This window comes from Arenimonas sp. GDDSR-1, assembly GCF_025980345.1.
GTDB lineage: Bacteria > Pseudomonadota > Gammaproteobacteria > Xanthomonadales > Xanthomonadaceae > Arenimonas.
Genome location: NZ_JAPDUI010000031.1, coordinates 1 through 20362, shown reverse-complemented (window position 1 = coordinate 20362; position 20362 = coordinate 1). Strand labels below are relative to the sequence as shown.

Below are 20362 nucleotides of genomic sequence, written 5' to 3'. Positions count from 1 at the left end.
CCGCTCGACAATATCGCTTCGGTGGACTGGAACGGCGAGCTGCCCGCAGGGCTGAATCTGCGTACCGGCGACGACCTCGTGTTCGTGGTCCGTGCCTATGACGCCGCCGGCAACTTCGATGAAACCCATCCGCAGCGGATCCAGCTGGCACGCCCGGAGGACGTCGAGAAGCAGAGCCAGGGCCTGCTGAATTCGGCGGATGCCAATGAACTCGGATTGAATGCCGAGCAGATCCGCGACCGGCAACTACTTGACCGCAGCTTCCTCGGCAACGGTCTGCGCCAGCAGAACATTCCGGTTTACGGCTCACGTGTCCGCGTCCGCGGCGAGGATCTGCCGGAAAACGCCCAGCTCCGCATCAACGGTGAAAGCTATCCGGTCGACCTGCAGAACAAATTCGCCGCGGAATACCTGTTGCCGGTCGGTATCCACCGTTTCGAGGTGCAGCTGACCGGAAAAGACGGCGCCGAAAGCACCCAGATCCTGAATGTGCCCGTCACCGGGAAATACATGTTCATGGTCGCCATGGCCGATTTAACGCTGTCCGATAATTCTTCCGGCGGCGGCGTGGTTCCGGTCGGTGCCGACGACAAGTACGACGGCTTCCTGAGCGAAGGCCGCCTGGCCTTCTATCTGAAGGGCAAGGTGCAGGGCAAGTATCTGATCACCGCCCAGGCCGATACCCGCGAACAGGAACTGTCGCGGATGTTCAGCGGCTTCCTCGAGTCCGATCCGCGGGATGTGTTCCGCCGCCTCGATCCGGATCAGTATTATCCGGTTTACGGCGATGACTCGACCAGCTACCGCGATGTCGATACCCAGGGCCGCCTGTATGTGCGGGTCGACTGGGACAAGAACCAGCTGCTGTGGGGCAATTTCAATACCGGCATCACCGGTACCGAATACGGCCAGTACACGCGCAGTCTTTACGGCGCCGCCGCCAACTGGCGCGGAACGCAGACGACCAAGCTCGGCGACCCCAAAAGCGAACTGCGGGCTTTCGGTGCGCAGGCGGAAAGTGCGGCCGGCCACACCGAGTTCCTCGGTACAGGCGGCAGTCTGTATTACCTGCGCCATACCGATCTGTTGCCCGGTTCCGATAAAGTCGTATTGGAAGTCCGCGACCTCACCACCGGCCGGGTCGAATCCCGTGTCGAACTGGTACAGGGCGCCGATTACGAAATCGACGAAATCCAGGGGCGTCTGATCCTGTCGCGGCCCTTGTCGCAGATTGCCCGGGAGAATCTGCCGAGCATTACCCGCGATCGGCCGCTGGATGGTTTCGAAAACCGGTTAATGGTGGATTACGAATACATTCCAAGCGGATTCAGCAGTGATGAATCCAGCGTCGGCCTGCGCGGCAAACAGTGGTTCGGCGAACATGTTGCCGTCGGCGGCACCTATGTCGAGGAAAACCGTGCCGGTGACGACTACAGTCTTGCAGGCGTGGATGTGACGATTCAGGCCGGCCGCGGTACCTACCTGAAACTCGAACACGCGCAGTCGAAAGCCACCAGTGCTCCGGTGTTCTATTCGGACAACGGCGGCCTGACGTTCACGCAGATCAACGCGGTCGGCAACGGCCCGCGCGAGGGTGATGCCGACAGTGTCGAAGCGCGCGTCAACTTCAAGGAAATGGGATTCGGCAGCCAGGAATGGACGGCCGGTGCATGGTGGCGCAATGTCGATGACGGTTTCTCGATCTCGCGTCTGGATTCAGGTCTGGCCGTCGAAGAAAAAGGGGCCGAATTCGCCGGTGACATCAATGCGCAATGGCGGATTGCCGGGCGTTACAGTGATGCCAGCCGCGGAACGAACCGTGTCGAACAGACCCAGCTTCAGGCGCAATGGCGCCCGAACGCCGACATCGAAGTGACCGGCGAGATCCGCCGGGTTACCGACACCGTTGCGAATGTCTCCTCGAGCGGAACCTTGGCGGCCTTCCGTTACGGTCAGCGTGTCAACCCGCAAACGGAACTTTACGGCATCGCCCAGTTCACCCTGAATGATGACGGCGGCGCCTATGCCGACAACGACGCATTCACCGCCGGCGCCAAATACAACTTCGCCAATCTGTCCAGCGTCGGCGCCGAGTACACCACCGGTGACCGTGGAGACGCCGCCCGCGTCAGTGCGGAATACCGCGTCAGCCCGGAACATTCGTTCTACGGCAACTATACGTATTCCACCGACAGTACGGTCAACGATACGCTTTACAACCGTTCGGTCCCGACCGGATTCACCTTCGGCCAGCGTTGGCGGGTGTCCAGCCAGGTCAATATCTTCAACGAGAGCCAGTTCCTGAAATCGAACGAGGAAAGCGGCATCGCCCACACCTTCGGCCTCGACTTCTATCCGGGCGTGGGCTGGACCACCGGATTCACCTTGCAGTACGGTGATCTCGAAGGCGCCAGCGGCACGGTGACGCGCAATGCCTACAGCGTCAACGGCGGTTACACCGATCAGAATGTGACCTGGAACAGCCGCCTCGAATACCGGCGTGATACCGGTGCCGAGCAACGCCGCCAGTGGGTCGGTACAAACCGGCTGCTGTATAAAGTCAATGACGACCTGCGCATCGCCGCCCGCCTGAACTTCGGTGATACCGAAGACCGTTTGGATGCCCTCGATGATGCCAAATTCGTCGAAGCCAATGTCGGTTTTGCCTACCGTCCGGCCTCGGATGACCGCTTCAACGTGCTCGGCCGCTATACCTATCTGTATGATCTGAGCAGCTTCGGCCAGGACAGCCTGTCGGATTACGACCAGCGTTCGCATGTGTTCTCGCTGGAAGGCATTTACCGGATCAATACCGACTGGGAAATGGCCGCCAAACTGGCGCACCGCAGCGGTGAAGCCCGTGTCACCCGCAATGCCGGGCCGTGGTTCGACAGCGCCGCCGATCTGTGGGCACTGCAGGCACGCTATGAAACCGTATATGCCTGGGACGCGCTCATCGAGTACCGCCATCTTCGTACCGATTACGACGGCGGTACCCGCGAGGGCTGGCTGGTCGGCGTGGACCGGCACCTTAACAATAATCTGCGTCTGGGCATCGGATACAATTTCACCGATTTCAGCGATGATCTGACCCAGTTGGATTTCACCCATGAGGGCTGGTTCCTGAATTTCGTCGGCACCTACTGACCGGTTGGCACAGGGCCGGCGTCCGCAAGGGCGCCGGCTTTTTTCTTGCCTGCCGTTCGACGGGCTCTTATGCTAGGCTGAAGGTCTGCTCTTCACTTCACGAAAATCAATGAAATCACCGACCCTCGCCCGTATCGTTTTGGTTCTGGGTGCCGCATTCGGCACCGGAGTACAGGCCGCACCAGCCGATCAGGCCCATGTCCGTACCACCACCGATCTGCTCGGCCGTATCGTGGCGATGAAAACGGTCAAAGGGCAGGGCCAGGTTCCGGTCATGGCCGAATTCCTTGCCAAGACACTGATTGACGGCGGCTTCAGTCCGGACGATGTCAAGGTTGAACGCTTTGAAGATACCGCGACCTTGGTGGCGCGCTACCGCGGCAATGGCAGCAAGCGGCCGATGCTGGTGTCAAATCATATGGACGTGGTCGAAGCGGTGGCTTCCGACTGGACCCGCGACCCGTTCACCATGATTACTGAAAACGGTTACCACTACGGACGTGGCGTCTACGACAACAAGCTGGATGTGGCGCTGACGGTCAGTACCCTGCTGAAACTGAAAGCGGAAGGTTTTTCGCCTTCACGGGACATCATTCTGGTGTTTTCCGGCGATGAAGAAACCGACATGCGCAGCACGCAGGCCTTGAGCACCCGGTTCCCGGATGCCGAATTCCTGCTGAACGGCGATGGCGGCGGCGGCACCTTGGCCACTGACAGCAAGGCGGTGGTCTACGGATTGCAGACCGCCGAAAAGACCTTCGCTACCTTCGCCATTTCCGTCAGCAATCCGGGCGGCCACAGTTCAAGGCCGCGCAAGGACAATGCCATATATCAACTGGCTGCCGCGCTGCAGAAACTGTCCACCTATGAATTTCCGGCACAGAGCAGCGAACAGACGCGGGCCTCGTTCCGGTTCACCGGCCGGCAGATCGGCGGCGAGCTCGGCAAGGCCATGCTGCGCTTTGCCGACAATCCGAACGATGCCGCTGCCGTTGCGGTGATTGCGGCGGACCCTGAATACGTCGGCACCCTGCGCACGACCTGCGTGGCCACGCTATTGAGCGGCGGTCATGCCGAAAATGCGCTGCCGCAGTTGGCCACGGCCACCGTGAATTGCCGGATTTTCCCGGGGGTTTCTGTGGAAAGCGTCCGCGCCCGGATCGCGGAAGTCATTGCCGATCCGCAGGCCAAGGTCACGGAAGTGGGCAAAGCGTTTGCCAGCGATGCCTCGCCGCTTCGCGATGATGTCCTGCAGGCCGTGCGCAAGGCGGTGGATGCGAATTTCAAAGGGTTGCCGGTGGTGCCGGGGATGTCTAGCGGCGCGACCGACAGCCTGTATTTCAGAGCCGCCGGCATTCCCTCCTATGGCGTATCGGGCGCTTATGTCCGGCCGGAGGATGACTATTCCCACGGCCTCAATGAACGCGTTCCGGTATCGACCGTTGCACGCGGCCTGAAGCACTGGCACGTGCTGATGACGGAGTTGGCGAAGTAGGGCCTCAGACCGCTTCGAAGCGGTTCGCCGAGACGTTCTTCTTGACCTTGGCCGGATCCCAGATGCGGCCGTTCATGGCGATGTAAACGCCCGGTGGCAGGCTCTGCACCGCGCCGACCGCGGTGCCGATGTTGAATTCCGCATCGGAGCCCCGGAAGCTGGCCGGATTGAGTGCGCCGGTCAATACCATGGTTTTGCCGGGAATCGCCGAGAGCACTCGGGCGGTTTCCACCATGGTGTCGGTGCCGTGGGTAATCAGGATGTGGGATTCTTCTCGGCTTTCGATGGTGGTCTTCAGCAATTCGCGGTCGGTTTGATCGATGTGCAGGGAATCCTTGCGCATGACCGGAACCACGGTAAAGGGAATCACCACCCCGAGTTCCTTCAGAATCCGGCCGATCTGCGGTTCTCCGACCTGATAGTCGGATTTATCATCGAAATAGATTTTGTCGATGGTGCCGCCGGTGGTCAGGATTAGAAGGGATTGCATGGGAATCTCCAGGTTGCCGATATTTTACGCGTTTCCGGTGCCGCCGCGCTTGAACAGTTTGGCTTCGAGGCCGTCCCAGTTGCCGGCAAAGATGATCCAGAGCGCCAGCAGCAATTCCACCAGCGGCATGGGCCAGATTTCCGGCACCGTCCAAAGTTCGCTCACCGCATGGCAGAAATACAGCAGGGCCGCCACGCCGCCCCAGAACACCGCGGAAGGCCGTCGAAACAGGGCAAGCAGGGCGGCCGGCAGTATCGGCGCGATGGCCAGGCCGGTGGCGACTGGTTTCGGGAAGATCTCCGACGGTGACAGCCAGGACAGCCAGGCCGCCATCCAGACCAGCATGGCGAAAATGCCGAGGATGGCATAGCGTTTGCCCAGGCCCGGGCGCTTGCTTACCGCGCTCATGCGCCCAGCTTCAACGCGATGCCGCCCACACGACGGCCGAGCGCTTTGGCCAGTTCGGTTTCATCCTCGCTGAACGGTTGTTTGCCGTCGCCGCCGCTGACATGACTGGCGCCGTAGGGCGTGCCGCCGGTCCGCGTGCTGGACAGGCGTGATTCGGTGAAGGGAATGCCGACCAGCAGGCAGCCATGGTGCAGCAAGGGCAGCAGCATGCTGAGCAGCGTCGATTCCTGGCCGCCGTGCATCGTGGCCGTGGAGGTGAAGACCGCCGCGGGCTTGCCGGCCAGTGTCCCGCTGGCCCATTCGGCGCCGGTGCCGTCCCAGAAATATTTCATCGGGGCGGCCATATTGCCGAAGCGGGTCGGACTGCCGAGGATGATGCCGGCGCATTCGGCCAGATCCTGCTTGCTGACATAGGGGGCTCCCGAATCAGGAACCGCAGGTTCGGTGGCCAGATGATTGGCGGAAACCGCAGGAACGCAGCGCAGCCTGGCCGTGCAACCGCTTTCCCCGACGCCGCGGGCGATGTGGTTTGCGAGTTGTTCCACTGAGCCGTTGCGGCTGTAGTAGAGAATGAGGATTTCGGTCATGTCGGCGCCTGGCTGTGAGCATTGCTATACTTTAGCAATGCACAGGCTCAAAACAAAGCTGTTGGAAGGTCCGCATGCGCACAAAGCCGATAAAATCGGCAATTTTGCACGCCATCTTCTCAAGCGCTTCATCGACGACCGCTGTTTCGAGTCCGCCGGCTCGCTGTCCTACACCAGCATTCTGGCCGTAGTGCCGTTCGCAGCCGTGGTGTTCGCGGTGCTGGCCGCTTTCCCGATTTTCGATCAATGGACGCAGAATCTGGTCGATTTCATGTTCAGCAACTTCGTTCCCGGCGTTGCCGACAATCTCGAGCAGCGTCTGCGCACCTTCACCGACAGCACCCGGACCCTGCCGGCCAAAGGCGTTCTGGCCCTGCTGCTGTCGGTCGGGCTGACCATGTGGAGCGTGGAGAAGGCCTTCAACCGGATCTGGCGCGTGCCGGCGCCCAAGCCGAAACTCCTGCGTTTTCTAGCCTATTGGGGATTGCTGACGCTCGGATCGCTGTGCGTGGTTTCGCTGTTGGCGCTGAATTCGGCGCTGAGCGTGTACATCAATCTGGCCGATTACACGCCGGGATTTCTGGATGGCGCCGGGTTGATGCTGGCGCCGGCGGTGATTGAATTTTTCGGTTTCAGTGCGGCCTACTGGCTGATTCCGCACCGTTCCGTCCCGCTGCGTTACGCCCTTACCGGCGGCGCCATTGCCACGGTCCTGTTCGAACTGCTGAAATGGCTTTTTGCCATTTACCTGCAGTCCGTTTCATTCCGCCATATCTACGGAGCCATGGCGGTGGTGCCGATTACCCTGGTCTGGCTGTATGCGGTCTGGCTGGTCGTGCTGTTCGGAGCCTCTCTGACCGCCTCCTTCGCCTCTTTCCGGTACCGCCCGAAGGCAGTCCGTGCCGCCAAAGGCCTCGATTTCTACTGGGTGCTGCGCCTGGTGGCCCGCTTCCGGCAAGCGCAGGCAAGCAACGCGCACCTTCCGTTCAACACGCTGTCCCTGCTCGAGCCGAACATCGCCGAGCCCATGCTTCGCGGCTATCTGGCCGGAATGGCCGGGATCGGCCTGATCGAGAGCGACAGCCATGACCACTGGTGGCTCAGTGGCCCGCTGTCGATGCACACCTTGAAAGATCTGCATCAGGGGCTCGGACTGCGGATTCCGGTCGAGGACATCGCGCTGCCTTCGCAGGGTGATGACATCGATGCCCTTATACTGCCTATAATCGACGTTCTGCGTGGGTCCTTGAAAACCCCGTTGGAACGACCGCTTTCCCAGTGCTTTCCCGAGGCTCCGATGCCATGATCAAAACATCCTTTATGACCGCATTGCTGGTCCTTGGCCTGGCCGCCTGCAGCGACAAGCCAGCTCCGGATCCGGCTTTCAAAGCGTCCAAGGAAACCCCGGCGCTGAGCGTGGATACCTTCCAAGGCGGAAAATTCGACCTGGCCGATCACCGTGACAAGTGGGTGGTGGTGAATTTCTGGGCCACCTGGTGCGCACCCTGCCTGAAGGAAATTCCCGACTTCAACGCCTTTTCCAAGACCCGGAAGGACGTGCAGTTCATCGGTCTGGCGTATGAGGAAATCGAGCGTGCCGACATGGAGGCCTTCCTGAAAGACCATCCGATTGATTATCCGTTCGCCATCATCGATGTCTACAATCCGCCGCAGTACTTCGAAACGCCGCGCGGGCTGCCGATGACCGTTCTGATCGCGCCCGGCGGAAAGGTGTCCAAGACGTTCCTGGGTCCGGTGACGCCATCAGAAATCGAAGAGGCAATGGACCTCAATTCGCGATAGTCTGGCGCCTGCCAAAAAGCAGAGTGATGTTTATACGGCGATTTTCATATCCTTCTTGGAAGCGAATTTCATCCGTGCTGTGGAAAAGGTCGGAATTGAACAGTACTGCGCGGTTTTGTCGATACGGAACGGTAATGCGTTCGGCTCCGCTGGATTTCAGGAATTCAGTTATGCGAGATTGACGGTCTCCGCTTCCGCTGTTGTAATCCTGGAACTGCCAGTCCTGCGGCGCTTCCTTGTTCCAGATTACGAGACCACCGCTTTCGGGCGCGAGGTTGGCCTCGTTAGGTGTAATCCAAAAATTGAGATTGACCGCCGCCACATCCGCATGCATCTGGATGCCCTGCAGGCTGCTGTCGTATTTGAATGCCCACATCTGGAAAAGCGGATAGTCCAGAAAAATTTCCGGAAGATGCCTGCGAAGATCCTCGGCTATTTGGAACAGCAGCGGCGCTGCAAAGCCATTTTCCATCAATGCGCCGAGATAGCCGTTCGGATGCCGGAAATCGAACCAGAATGTGTTTTCGAGGCAATACCTGCGCAGTGCCTGCAAAGTCTCGGGGCGCAGAAAATCATCAATCCATGTAATGCCTGGGCTGCGGCCATGGTAGTCCTGTTCGATCTGCTTGAAGTCACGTTCGGTATTGATGGCGGAGCCGGCTACGCGGGATGCTTCGGAAAAATAATGCAGTCGATTGTAGGCATGGCCGAGTTCGGCCATTGCAGCCGGGGTCAGCGTAATGATCTGGTCGCGAGGAATGTCCGGCGGCAAACGTCCGAGAAATTGCCGGTGGCTATTCGACAGGTTTAGAAATGCCGGATTTCCGGTCAGCTGGTGAAGATAGGCATACTGTTCGATATCGTGGCATAGTTTGGCCGGCGTTGTATTGATGAATTCAGGCCGCCATGGCGCGGAGGATCCTCCGAAGGCCGTTCGCATGCTGTCAGCGAAATCCCTGCTTGCCTCATCCGCACGATGCAGCATGAGGTTGGCATAAGCACGGTGTTTGAGTGCATCGCTGGTCGGTGAAAGCTTGACGGCATGTTCGGCTGCATCCAGCGCATTCTTGCCGTCGCCGATGCTGCGATAAGCCAGCGAAAGCTGCGCCCATGCCTCTGCGGCCCCGGGCATCAGGGCGACAGCATGACGAGCTTGAACCATCGCCATTTCCGGTTTTTGCCAGTCATTGTAGAGAAGTGCCAGACTGTGGTGGTAAAAAGCGACGCCTGTATATTTTCCCAGCAGGGATTTGAACAGTTTCTCAGACTCGGAATAATTGCCTAGTGCATGTCTGCACTGGGCACTGTAAAGCAATGCAGTCTCGTGGCCCGGATTGTTTTCCAATACATTATCCAAAGCCGCCAGCGCGCGCCTGAAATCATTGTCGCGGATTGCTGACTCTGCAGATTGCAGAAAATGCGAAATTTCTTCCGGTGTAATGGGATTCATGCTCAACCTTTATAGGGCTTGATCGGTTTGGGCGGAACCCGGTAGCGCTCTTTCTTCGGCTTGCCCGGCAGGGGCTTCCATTCGGGAGTGATGACCTTGACCGATTCATCGGGAAAATTCGCGATGAAGTGGCGGATCAGGTTCAGCCGCCCGAGTTTCTGGCTGTTGAAGTCGACCAGGGTCCAGGGGGCATGCTTGGTATGCGTGGCTTCGAGCATGGCTTCCCGTGCTGCGGTGTACTCATCGTATTTGGAGCGCGACAGCACATCGACCGGTGACAGTTTCCATTGCTTGAGCGGATCGTCCAGCCGCTCGCGGAAGCGTTTTTCCTGTTCATCCTGGTCCACGGAAAGCCAATACTTGAAGAGCAGGATGCCATCATCGACCAGCAGCTTTTCGAGTACCGGCGCCTGCTTGAGGAAAGCCTGGGTCTGCTGCGGCGTGCAGAAACCCATCACCATTTCCACGCCGGCCCGGTTGTACCAGCTGCGGTCGAAGAACACGAATTCGCCGGCTGCCGGCAGATGCGCGAGATAGCGCTGGAAATACCACTGGCTTGATTCGGCTTCGGTCGGTTTGCCCAGTGCCACGGTCCGGCAGGACCGGCTGTTCATGTGCGCTTTCATGGCGGCGATGACACCGCCTTTGCCGGCGGTATCGCGTCCTTCGACCAGCACGAGCACGCGCTTGCCGTTCTTCTGCACCCAATGCGCGATGCGGTTGAGTTCGATCTGCAGTTCCGCAAGCTCGGCCTCGTATTCTTTTTTGCCGATTTTCTTGGTCATGCGGCCTCCTGGGCTCAGTGTTCGCGCAGTCGTGGTTTGAGTGAGACCAGATTACAGGGCTTGGTGGCGGGGTTCAATTGATGGCGGATGATGCCGTTCCAGGCCAGGTTGCAGGCACCGGTCGAGCCCGGCAGGCAGAAGATGAATACGCCGTTGGCCAGTCCGGCAAACGCACGGGATTGCAGACTGGAGGTGCCGATGTCGGCATAACTTAGCTGCCGGAACAGCTCGCCGAAGCCGGGCATTTCCTTGTCGAGCAGGGGCTGCACCGCTTCGGGCGTACTGTCGCGGCCGGTAAAGCCGGTTCCGCCGGTACACAGGATGCCATCTACCGCCGGATCGGCAATCCACTGCGAGAGCAGGGCGCGGATCCGGTATTTGTCATCCGGCAACAGACCCCGTGCGTGCAGCCGGTGTCCGTCCACCTGCAGTGCCGTGCACAGGAACATGCCGGAGGCATCGTCGGCTTCGGTGCGGCTATCGCTAATAGTCAGAACGCAGAGATTGAGTGCGGTCGTCATGGGTTGCCCTCGGTCAGCATTTTCAGTTCGTCAGCCTGGTTTTCGACCGTCAGCCGTTCGATGAGTTCATCAAGATCGCCAGCGATGATTTCCGGCAGCCGGTAGAGCGTCAGTCCTTCCACACGGTGATCGGTAATCCGACCCTGCGGAAAATTATAGGTGCGGATACGCTGGCTGCGATCACCGCTGCCGACTTGCAGGCGACGCGATTCTGCCTGCACTGCATTCTGTTTGGCCCGTTGTTCGTCGAGCAGGCGGGCCTTCAGCAGGCTCATCGCCCGGGCGCGGTTCTTGTGCTGGCTGCGCTCATCCTGGCATTCGACCACGATGCCGGTTGGCAGATGGGTGATGCGGATGGCCGAGTCGGTTTTATTGACATGCTGGCCGCCGGCACCGGAGGCGCGGAAAGTATCGGTTTTGATGTCGTTCGGGGCGATGTCGATATCGGCAATTTCATCCATTTCCGGAAGGATAGCCACGGTCGCCGCCGAAGTGTGGATACGCCCCTGGGTTTCGGTGTCCGGTACGCGCTGTACACGGTGCGTACCCGATTCGAATTTGAATTTCGAGAAGGCGCCTTTGCCTTCGATGCGTGCGATGATTTCCCGGTAGCCGCCGTGTTCGCCCGGATTGCTCGATAGGATTTCCAGCGGCCAGCGTTTGCGTTCGGCATAGCGGGCATACATGCGGAACAGATCACCGGCGAATATGGCGGCTTCATCGCCGCCGGTACCGGCACGGATCTCCAGGAACAGATTGGCGTCATCGCGGGTGTCGGCCGGAATCAGCAGCAGGCCAAGCTGCGATTCCAGCTCGGCCAGTGCAGCTTTCAGCCGTGGCATTTCCTCTTCGGCCAGATCGCGCATTTCCGGATCCGAGCGCCAGGCTTCCGCCTGTAGCAAATCACGCTGGGCCTGATGATAGGCCGCCAGACCGGCAGTCACCGGACCCAGCTGCGCATACTCCTGGGACAGCTCGCGGTAGCGGGTGTTGTTGCCGATGACTCCTGGGTCGGACAGCAAGCGTCCGACTTCTTCATGCCGCTCCGCCAGGTGTTCGAGTTTCCGCAGCAGTTTAGGACTGAGCATCGGAATCAAGCTGGAAAATCTGTTCGGCGGCGCGGATCAGTGCGGTATCGCCGTCGCGGGCGGCCTGTTTCAACGCCGTGGTCGGCGCATGCAGGAATTTGTTGCTGAGCTGGTTGGCCAGAACTTCCAGCACCGCGGCGGGATCTTCGCCGCGCGCCAGCGCCTGCCGGGCCTTGTCCAGCTGCAGATCGCGTTCGCGTTCCGCGCGCTGCCGCAGTTTGAGCAGACCGCCCTGGTGTTCCATGGCTTTGAGTTCGGTGAAGAAGTGCTCCGCATGCAGGGCAATCAGGGTTTCGGCTTCCGCCGCGGCCTGCTGGCGGAAGGCGCGTCCTTCTTCGAGAACATGATCCAGATCATCCACCGTGTAGAGATAAACATCATCCAGATCCGCGGCTTCCGGTGCGATGTCGCGCGGAACCGCCAAATCGATCAGCAGCATGGGTTTATGCCGGCGGCGGGTGATGGCGGCGGCGATGTCGGCGGCCTGCAGGACCGGAACCGGGCTCGCTGTGGCACTGATGACGATATCGGCCTCGGCGAGGTGCTTGGCGGCATCCGACAGGGGCAGCGCGTAGGCCGAGAATCGGGAAGCGAGCGTCTGGGCATGCTCCAGCGTCCGGTTGGCGATGACCATTCGTTTGACATTCGCCTGTGCCAGATGCTGTGCGGCCAATTCGATGGTTTCGCCGGCGCCGATCAGCATCACGCTGGACTGATCGAGCTGGCTGAACAGCTGGCGGGCCAGTTTCACGCTGGCGTAAGCAACGGAAACCGGGTGGGCGCCGATGCGGGTTTCGGTACGTATCCGCTTGGCGGTAGCGAAGGTCTGCTGGAACAGCCGATCGAGCACGCCATGCACGCTTTGCTGTTGATGCGCCAGTGCCCAGGCCTGTTTGACCTGGCCGAGAATCTGCGGTTCGCCCATGATCAGCGAATCGAGCCCGGAGGCGACCCGGAACAGGTGTCTGACGGCCTGTTCGTCCTGATGCTGGTAAAGATAGCCGGCAAGCGCCTCGGGGGCGATGCCGTGGTGTTCGGCCAGCCAGCGCGCCAGCCCCGGTTCATGTTCGGGAGCGACATGGCTGTAGATTTCGGTCCGGTTGCAGGTGCTCAGCAACACCGCCTGCTCGACCCCGGGCACCCGCATCAGTGCCGCAAGGGCTTGTGCCTGCAGGCTTTCCGACACGCTCACGCGCTCGCGCAGTTCAACCGGCGCGGTCTGGTGATTCAAGCCAAGGACAAACAGGGACATAGAGGGGCTCGGACGATGACGGCTTATTTTAGCCTGTGTACACTGTGTTGTATGCGCCCATTTGCCCTCAGCGTCCTGTTTGCCGTGTTGTCGGTTTCATTGCCGGCAACGGTGCGTGCGGATGTTCCTGCAATTCCGGCGGCCCGGTTGCAGGCCCTGTTGGAAAGCGAGTTCCAGTTCCAGTCCGGCCATTTCAGGCGGTCGTTCGGTTATTACCAGTCGCTGCCCGCCGATCAACTCAGTGCCGAAGAGCTTTTGCGCGGCAGCCAATTGGCGACGGTGCTCGGTGAAAGTGCCTGGCTGGCGACGCTCGAGGGCGCACCGGCACTGGCGGACGCCACCCAGGTCGACCTGATCCGGCAGCGTTTCGATACGGCGTTGCGGGCGGATCAGGCCGCTGCGGCACAACAGGCCTGGCGCACGCTGCTCCGGCATTCCGATGAACGCGCGGTTTTCGCCGCGCGTGCCGCCGTGGATGCGAACACCGTGGCGCATCAGCCGGCGCTCAATACGGCATTGACCGGCTACGCGGACCGTCAGGATCTCACCACGGCGGAGCGCTTCGAATTATTCCAATACGCCTTCCAGTGGCGATTGGATCCGGTGGCAGACCGCTTGCAGCGCGGACTGCCGCCCAAAAGCACGGAGGCGGCTTTGGCCGTGACCATCCGCGAATGCCTGGATGGGACTGCAGAGGCCTGCAAACGGCGCCTGCAGGCGCTTGATCCTCTGGATTTGACCGAATGGCAAGGCCGAAGCATGCTGGTTCTGGCACAGAAAAACGGCGATGCCACCCAGCAGATGCGTTGGCTTGAGGCGCTTCCGCAGGACAGCGGGATCTATTATCAGCGGATCGTGCTGCTGAGTAGGGCGATGGATGACGCGCGGGCCCGCACCCTGATGGCGCAACTCCGCAAAGACACGGCTCTGGACGATTTCCAGCGGGCGTTGCTGCAGGGCTCGCTTTCGGAGCTGATCAAGGACTGGCCGGCCTCGGAAGCGTTCTACCGCGAGGCGCTGCTGGCCGGCGTGCCGACCACGGCAAGCATCCGTCTGGCGGTCGTTCTGTTCCGCCAGGGCCGGCGCGAGGCCGCATTCGCGCAGCTGCAGGCTGTTGCGGCCGATGCCGGACTGTCCGACGAAATACGCCGCGATGCCTTGCAGACGGAAATCCAGTTCCATCGCGTCCTGCGCAGCGATGAAAAGGATGCCGATACGCTCAACGCCGTTTACCGGCGTGGCCTCGGCTATTGGCCACATGCCAATCCGCTGCGCTATCAATACGCCATGCGTCTGTTCGGACAGGGACGGGTGGATGCCGCCATGGCGGAATTGCAGACCATCCTGCGGTCCGCGCCTGCCGATGCCGATGCGCTCAATGCCTACGGGTTCACCCTGGCCAAGGAGCTCGATAGACCGCGTGCGGCTTTCAAGCCGATAACGCAGGCTTTCCTTCTGGCGCCCGAGCAACCGGAAATCCTCGACAGTTACGGCTATGTCCTCTACCGGCTGGGCAGGCATCAGGAAGCGCTCGCTCCGCTTCAGAAGGCCTGGCAACTGACCCCCTCGGCGGTGACGGCCGGTCATCTGGGCCAAGTATTCCTTCGGCTGGGTAATCGGCAACAGGCCAACGACTACCTTGAAAAAGGCCTGAAGCTCGATGCGTCGGAGGCCGAACTGCTGGCCTTGCAGGAGCAGCTGCGTTGAAATTCCTTGTGTTACCGGCGCTTTTGATTCTGACGGGTTGCGCCTCCGTGGCCAATCGCCAGCATTCCAGTCACAGCGAGTCCGAGCGCACGGAATATCTGGCCGCGCATGAGGACTGGGCCTTTTCCGGCCGTTTGGCCTTTGCCCATGCCGGAAAGGGCGGTTCGGCAAGGATCCGCTGGCAGCAGACCGGTGGCACATCGGACGTCCGGATTAGCGGTCCACTGGCGATGGGCTCGGCGCATCTGCGTTTCGATGCGATTCAGGCCCAGATCCTCGATGCGGCAGGTCAGCCTGTGAAAACGGGAACGCCGGAAGCCCTGTTGGCCGAGTTGCTGCAGGTACCGGCGCCGCTGCCCTCGCTCCCGCAGGGCTTGCGGGCGTTTTGGCCGGGAATGCCCGAGCGCGATGCCGCCGCATCGGCCGGCGCGTTGCGCATTGCGCAGTGGTCCTGGCGGTACGCCGATTGGCGCTATGAACCGGTCCGCTTGCCCGGTCAAATCGAGATCGAGCGCGGCGAAACCCGGCTTCGGCTGGTCATCGATCAGTGGCAGGAGCTTCCCCGTGACTGAATCCGGATGGAGCAGTTGGCCGGCTCCGGCCAAAATCAACCTGTTTCTGCGCATTACCGGCCGTCGCAGCGACGGCTATCACACCCTGCAGACCGTATTCCAACTGCTGGACTGGGGCGATACCGTGCATCTTCGCCTGCGTCCGGAAGGCGGTATCATGCGTGCGGCTTCGGCCGGCTACGGAGTTGCGGAGGCCGAAGATATCGCCGTGCGTGCCGCGAAAGCCCTGCAGGCCGCGACCGGCTGCGCTTCCGGTGCGGACATTGCAATTGATAAGCGGATTCCTCTCGGCGGCGGATTCGGCGGTGGATCCAGCGATGCCGCTACCGTGCTTGTGGCCCTCAATCACCTCTGGGGCCTGAATCTGCCGGAAGCGCGTCTGGCTGAAATCGGCCTCGGGCTCGGGGCGGATGTGCCGGTTTTCGTGCACGGACAAAATGCCTGGGCGGAGGGGGTGGGTGAACAATTAACCCCGATTCAGCTTCCACAGGCTTGGTTTTTGCTGATTGACAGCGGTGTGCACGTGCCGACCGCTGAACTTTTTCAATCACCGCAATTGACGCGCGACCAAAAATTGGTGAAAATAGCGGGCTACGTAAGTGGTTCGTTGCTCGATAACGCATTTGAACCGGTAGTCCGCGCGCTGCAACCCCGGATCGATTCGGTGTTCACGGCCATGGCGGGCTTCGGCAAGGTTGCGCTTACCGGTACCGGAGGCGGGTGTTTCCTGCGTTTCGATTCGAAAGAAACGGCGCTGGACGCGCAGGCCGGATTGCCTGAAGGCTACCGCTCCTGGGTGGTGCCGTCAGCACCGGAGTCGACGCTGTTGCAGGCCTTGCGGTCGGCGCGGCACGAATCCATTACATGAAGAAATTGGGGCGTCGCCAAGAGGCCCAAGGCACCGGGTTTTGATCCCGGCATCCGTAGGTTCGAATCCTACCGCCCCAGCCAATTTCTGAACAATGCGTCAAGGGCCAACGATGAGTAAGCAAAACATGCTCGTTTTTTCGGGTAATGCGAATCGCCCCTTGGCGCAAGCGGTATGCCGGGAGCTCGGCGTGCCCATGGGCAAAGCCCTGGTCGGCAAGTTCTCCGACGGGGAAGTGCAGGTTGAGATCGAGGAAAACGTCCGCGCCCAGGATGTATTCGTCATCCAGCCGACCAACGCCCCTTCCGCCGAACACCTGATGGAGCTGCTGGCGCTGATCGATGCCCTGAACCGCGCCGCTGCCAACAGCGTGACTGCCGTGGTGCCGTATTTCGGCTATGCCCGCCAGGACCGCCGTCCGCGTTCGGCCCGGGTGCCGATCACCGCCAAGGTGGCCGCCAAGATGTTCAGCGTGGTCAATACCGACCGTGTGATTACCATGGACCTGCATGCCGAGCAGATCCAGGGTTTTTTCGACTGCCACGTCGACAACGTTTACGCTTCGCCGTTGCTGCTTGCCGATATCTGGCGCAATCACGGCACCGACAACGTAATCGTGGTCTCGCCGGACGTTGGCGGCGTGGTGCGTGCACGCGCCATCGCCAAACGTCTGGATGATGCCGATCTGGCCATCATCGACAAACGCCGGCCGCGCGCCAATGTGGCCACGGTGATGAACATCATCGGCGATGTCTCCGGCAAGACCTGCGTCATGGTCGATGACATCGTGGATACCGCCGGTACACTGTGCGCCGCCGCCAACGCCCTCAAGGCGCAGGGCGCGGTCAAGGTCGTGGCCTACTGTACCCATGCCGTGCTGTCCGGTGCCGCCATTGCCAACGTCACCAATTCGGCGCTTGACGAGCTGGTGGTGACCGACACCATTCCGCTCAGTGACGCGGCCAAGGCCTGTGGCCGCATCCGCCAGCTGAGCGTGGCTGAAGTGCTGGCCGAAACCATCCGGCGCATCGCGCTGGGCGAGTCGGTCAGTTCGCTGTACGTCGATTGATTCATTTTGTGGGTGGGGGCCGGTCGCACGCGGACGGCAAAAACCCAAACTCTGCTCATTTGGTCGCGAATGAGCACATTCCCCGCCGCGAGGCGGTTTAACGCTAGTCAATAAGGTGATTTTTATGTCAGAACATCAACTCAATGCAAGTGCCCGCAAGGATGAAGGCAAAGGTGCGAGCCGCCGCCTCCGTCATGCCGGCCAGGTGCCCGCCATCGTGTACGGCGGCAGCGCCGCTCCGGAATCGATCCAGGTCGAACACAACCACCTCTGGCACATCAGCCAGAACGAATGGTTCTATGCCTCGATTCTCACCCTGAACGTCGATGGCAAGGGCCAGCGCGTCCTGCTGCGCGATATGCAGCGCCATCCGTTCAAGCAGCAGATCATGCACCTGGATTTCCAACGCGTCGATGAAAACGAAGCCATCCGTTTCAACGTGCCGCTGCACTTCCTGAACCAGGAAAAATCCCCGGCCGGAAAAACCGCCGGCGTGATCGTCACCCACGAGCTAAACGAAATCACCATCGTCTGCCTGCCGCGCAATCTGCCGGAATTCATCGAGGTCGATCTGTCGGCTCTGACCGCCGGCGACATCGTGCACATGTCGGCGCTGAAACTGCCGGAAGGCGTCTCGCTGCCTGCGCTGAAGCTCGGTAAAGAGCATGATCTGGCGGTCGTCATCGCCAAGCATGCCCGTGGCCAGGAAGAAGACACCGCGGCACCGGAAGCCGGCGCCGAAGTGCCGTCGACCAAAGCCGCCAAAGCTGCCGCTGCGCCGGCCGCTGCGCCTGCCAAGAAGAAGTAACGGGTTTTGCCGCCGTTGTCGGGATTCCGGCAAGGGCGGCATCTGGTTATGGAAGCGATTTCGCTTATCGTCGGTCTGGGCAATCCCGGCTCCGAATACGCCCGAACCCGGCACAATGCCGGGTTTTGGTTTATTGATGCGCTGGCCGAGAAATACCACGCGCGCTGGAATACTGAGAAAAAACTGCAGGCCGAGGCCGCCAAAATCACGGTGGCGGGGCGCGCCATCCATCTGCTGAAACCGCAGACGTTCATGAATGTTTCCGGCCGTCCGGTGGTTGCCGGCCTGCATTACTGGAAAATCGATCCGGCCGCCTGCCTGCTGGCCCACGATGAGCTCGATCTGGCGCCAGGCACCGCGCGTCTGAAATTCGATGGCGGTCACGGTGGTCAGAACGGTCTGCGCGATACCATGGCGCAGCTCGGCCACGGCGGATTCCATCGCCTGCGTCTGGGTATCGGCCATCCGGGACATAAAGACAAGGTCACCCCCTGGGTCTTGGGTCGGCCTGCTGCCGACGATGCGGCCGCCATCGCGCAGGCCGTGGAAGCAGCCATCGGCATCGTGCCGTTGCTGGCCGAGGGGCGTTTCAACGACGCCATGAAACAGTTGCATACACCGGCCGCGAAATGACGCGGACGGTCACTCACAGAGGTTAATTATGGGCATCAAATGCGGTATCGTCGGCTTGCCGAATGTCGGAAAATCCACACTTTTCAATGCCTTGACCAAGGCGGGTATTGCTGCGGCGAACTTTCCGTTCTGCACCATTGAGCCCAATACGGGCGTCGTTCCGGTGCCCGATCCGCGTTTGGCCCAACTTGCGGAGATCGTCAAACCGCAACGCGTGCTGCCAACGTCCTTCGAATTCGTCGATATCGCCGGTCTGGTTGCCGGCGCTTCGAAAGGCGAGGGCCTGGGCAACAAATTTCTGGCCCATATCCGTGAAGTGGATGCCATAGCGCATGTCGTCCGCTGTTTCGAACACGGTGAAATCGTGCATGTGAACGGCAAAGTGGACCCGATCTCGGACATCGAAACCATCGATACCGAGCTGGCGCTGGCGGACCTGGACTCGGTCGAGAAGGCCTTGCTGCGCACCGAAAAGCTGGCCAAGGCCGGCGACAAGGATGCCATGGCCCGCAAGCCGGTGCTGCAGCTGCTCCGCGACGGTCTGGATGCGGGTAAAACCGCCCGCGCGCTGGGTCTGGACGCCGAACAGAAGGCCTTGGTCCGCGACCTGTTCCTGCTGACCCTGAAACCGGTCATGTATGTGGCCAACGTGCTCGAAGACGGTTTCGAGAACAATCCGCATCTGGACAAGGTCCGCGCCCGGGCCGAAGCCGAGGGGGCCCAGGTGGTTCCGGTCTGTGCGGCCATCGAAGAGGAGCTGTCCCAGCTCGAGGACGATGAGCGCCAGGAATTCCTGACCGATCTGGGCCTGGACGAGCCGGGTCTGAACCGGGTCATCCGTGCCGGCTACACGCTTCTGGGCATGCAGACCTATTTCACGGCGGGCGTCAAAGAAGTGCGGGCTTGGCAGGTCCATAAGGGCGCCACCGCTCCTCAGGCCGCCGCCGTCATCCATACCGATTTCGAAAAGGGCTTCATCCGGGCCGAAACCATCGCTTTCGCCGATTTCATCCAGTTCAAGGGCGAGGCCGGCGCCAAAGAGGCCGGACGCCTGCGTCTGGAGGGCAAGGACTACCTCGTGCAGGAAGGCGACGTCCTTCACTTCCGGTTTAACGTCTGAGCCATTTAGGCGTTGACAAAGCCCGAATATCGAGCGAAAATAACGGGCTAACTCTGGAGGGATACCCAAGCGGCCAACGGGGGCAGACTGTAAATCTGCTGGCTTACGCCTTCGGTGGTTCGAATCCACCTCCCTCCACCAGTGTTTGATGCGTTTCCAGCTTTGATGCAAAGGCGGGATTAGTTTAATGGTAGAACCTCAGTTTTCCAAACTGATCGCAGGAGTTCGATTCTCCTATCCCGCTCCATTAAACCGCGTTTGATTTTGTTGTTTGTGTTGCCGCTCACGTAGCTCAGTCGGTAGAGCACTTCCTTGGTAAGGAAGAGGTCGAAGGTTCGATTCCTTTCGTGAGCACCAGTTTCACCCGGTCCGTCCGCGGATTGGCCTCCATTCCACAATTTGCTTGAGAGATCACCATGTCAAAAGGTAAGTTCGAACGTACCAAGCCCCACGTGAACGTGGGTACCATCGGCCACGTGGATCATGGCAAGACCACGCTGACTGCGGCCCTGACGAAGGTCGGCGCGGAGCGTTTCGGCGGCGAATTCAAGGGTTACGA

General features: G+C 60.5%; 20 protein-coding genes and 4 tRNA genes. 16 read left to right on the top strand and 8 right to left on the bottom strand.

The window, feature by feature from the left end; genetic code table 11:
* The coding region (locus tag Q0W88_RS06710) for a hypothetical protein (RefSeq protein WP_297801393.1) at positions 1-3147 on the top strand (3147 nt) is incomplete at its 5' end.
* Between the two features lie 109 nt (positions 3148-3256).
* Entirely contained in the window at positions 3257-4642 is a 1386-nt protein-coding gene (locus Q0W88_RS06705; protein ID WP_297801391.1) for a M20/M25/M40 family metallo-hydrolase, read from the top strand.
* A gap of 4 nt (positions 4643-4646) precedes the next feature.
* Here Q0W88_RS06705 and Q0W88_RS06700 read toward each other — a convergent pair whose 3' ends face one another.
* Genes Q0W88_RS06700 through wrbA form a run of 3 tightly spaced genes read right to left on the bottom strand, consistent with a single transcriptional unit; the run spans position 4647 to position 6127 of the window.
* Positions 4647-5132: an asparaginase domain-containing protein gene (locus tag Q0W88_RS06700; RefSeq protein ID WP_297801388.1), complete on the bottom strand. Its 486-nt coding sequence runs from the start codon at positions 5130-5132 to the stop codon at positions 4647-4649.
* A gap of 24 nt (positions 5133-5156) precedes the next feature.
* Positions 5157-5540: a DUF2069 domain-containing protein gene (locus Q0W88_RS06695; protein WP_297801387.1), complete on the bottom strand. Its 384-nt coding sequence runs from the start codon at positions 5538-5540 to the stop codon at positions 5157-5159.
* Positions 5537-6127 (bottom strand): NAD(P)H:quinone oxidoreductase, encoded by a 591-nt coding sequence (gene wrbA / locus Q0W88_RS06690; RefSeq protein ID WP_297801384.1) that lies wholly within the window; start codon positions 6125-6127, stop codon positions 5537-5539. Before wrbA ends, Q0W88_RS06695 begins: the two co-directional genes overlap by 4 nt.
* On the opposite strand from wrbA, the gene Q0W88_RS06685 reads away from it, so the two are divergent.
* Both Q0W88_RS06685 and Q0W88_RS06680 read left to right on the top strand, forming a co-directional pair.
* Entirely contained in the window at positions 6126-7433 is a 1308-nt protein-coding gene (locus tag Q0W88_RS06685) for a YihY family inner membrane protein (RefSeq protein ID WP_297801382.1), read from the top strand. The two genes, wrbA and Q0W88_RS06685, sit on opposite strands and share 2 nt — an antisense overlap.
* Before the next feature lie 14 nt (positions 7434-7447).
* The gene (locus Q0W88_RS06680; RefSeq protein ID WP_297801379.1) at positions 7448-7930 is read left to right on the top strand and encodes a TlpA disulfide reductase family protein; all 483 of its coding nucleotides are present in this window, start codon (positions 7448-7450) and stop codon (positions 7928-7930) included.
* Here Q0W88_RS06680 and Q0W88_RS06675 read toward each other — a convergent pair.
* The 5 genes from Q0W88_RS06675 to hemA are packed head-to-tail and all read right to left on the bottom strand — an operon-like array spanning position 7917 to position 13026.
* Complete coding sequence (locus Q0W88_RS06675; protein WP_297801377.1) at positions 7917-9380, bottom strand: tetratricopeptide repeat protein; 1464 nt, start codon at positions 9378-9380, stop codon at positions 7917-7919. The genes Q0W88_RS06680 and Q0W88_RS06675 overlap by 14 nt on opposite strands.
* Positions 9381-9382: 2 nt before the next feature.
* A complete protein-coding gene (gene ppk2, locus Q0W88_RS06670; protein ID WP_297801375.1) occupies positions 9383-10165 on the bottom strand; it encodes a polyphosphate kinase 2 in 783 nt (260 codons plus the stop codon).
* A gap of 14 nt (positions 10166-10179) precedes the next feature.
* Positions 10180-10686, bottom strand: a complete 507-nt coding sequence (gene moaB, locus Q0W88_RS06665) for a molybdenum cofactor biosynthesis protein B (protein ID WP_297801373.1) — start codon at positions 10684-10686, stop codon at positions 10180-10182.
* A complete protein-coding gene (prfA, locus tag Q0W88_RS06660; RefSeq protein WP_297801371.1) occupies positions 10683-11774 on the bottom strand; it encodes a peptide chain release factor 1 in 1092 nt (363 codons plus the stop codon). Before prfA ends, moaB begins: the two co-directional genes overlap by 4 nt.
* Complete coding sequence (gene hemA / locus Q0W88_RS06655; protein WP_297801370.1) at positions 11761-13026, bottom strand: glutamyl-tRNA reductase; 1266 nt, start codon at positions 13024-13026, stop codon at positions 11761-11763. The genes prfA and hemA overlap by 14 nt, the downstream gene beginning before the upstream one ends.
* Before the next feature lie 51 nt (positions 13027-13077).
* Here hemA and Q0W88_RS06650 point away from each other — a divergent pair, with 51 nt between their 5' ends.
* The 12 genes from Q0W88_RS06650 to Q0W88_RS06595 form a co-directional block, all read left to right on the top strand.
* Positions 13078-14733, top strand: a complete 1656-nt coding sequence (locus Q0W88_RS06650) for a tetratricopeptide repeat protein (protein WP_297801367.1) — start codon at positions 13078-13080, stop codon at positions 14731-14733.
* Positions 14734-14780: 47 nt separating this feature from the next.
* Positions 14781-15305 (top strand): outer membrane lipoprotein LolB, encoded by a 525-nt coding sequence (locus Q0W88_RS06645; protein WP_297801365.1) that lies wholly within the window; start codon positions 14781-14783, stop codon positions 15303-15305.
* Positions 15298-16173 carry a 4-(cytidine 5'-diphospho)-2-C-methyl-D-erythritol kinase gene (ispE, locus tag Q0W88_RS06640; protein WP_297801363.1) on the top strand — a complete coding sequence of 292 codons (876 nt, stop codon included), beginning with the start codon at positions 15298-15300 and terminating at the stop codon, positions 16171-16173. Before Q0W88_RS06645 ends, ispE begins: the two co-directional genes overlap by 8 nt.
* 6 nt (positions 16174-16179) lie before the next feature.
* Positions 16180-16256: transfer RNA gene (locus Q0W88_RS06635), tRNA-Gln, on the top strand.
* Positions 16257-16285: 29 nt separating this feature from the next.
* On the top strand, positions 16286-17242 hold the full coding sequence (locus Q0W88_RS06630) for a ribose-phosphate diphosphokinase (RefSeq protein WP_297801360.1): 957 nt from the start codon (positions 16286-16288) through the stop codon (positions 17240-17242).
* 124 nt (positions 17243-17366) lie between these two features.
* Entirely contained in the window at positions 17367-18050 is a 684-nt protein-coding gene (locus Q0W88_RS06625) for a 50S ribosomal protein L25/general stress protein Ctc (RefSeq protein ID WP_297801358.1), read from the top strand.
* 48 nt (positions 18051-18098) lie between these two features.
* A complete protein-coding gene (pth, locus tag Q0W88_RS06620; RefSeq protein WP_297801356.1) occupies positions 18099-18683 on the top strand; it encodes an aminoacyl-tRNA hydrolase in 585 nt (194 codons plus the stop codon).
* Between the two features lie 28 nt (positions 18684-18711).
* Positions 18712-19803 (top strand): redox-regulated ATPase YchF, encoded by a 1092-nt coding sequence (ychF, locus tag Q0W88_RS06615; RefSeq protein ID WP_297801354.1) that lies wholly within the window; start codon positions 18712-18714, stop codon positions 19801-19803.
* Between the two features lie 55 nt (positions 19804-19858).
* Positions 19859-19944: transfer RNA gene (locus Q0W88_RS06610), tRNA-Tyr, on the top strand.
* 32 nt (positions 19945-19976) lie between these two features.
* A tRNA-Gly gene (locus Q0W88_RS06605) sits at positions 19977-20050 on the top strand.
* 34 nt (positions 20051-20084) lie between these two features.
* Positions 20085-20160 (top strand) — tRNA-Thr (locus Q0W88_RS06600).
* Between the two features lie 59 nt (positions 20161-20219).
* On the top strand, positions 20220-20362 hold a 143-nt coding region (locus Q0W88_RS06595; RefSeq protein WP_297801394.1), incomplete at its 3' end, for a GTP-binding protein.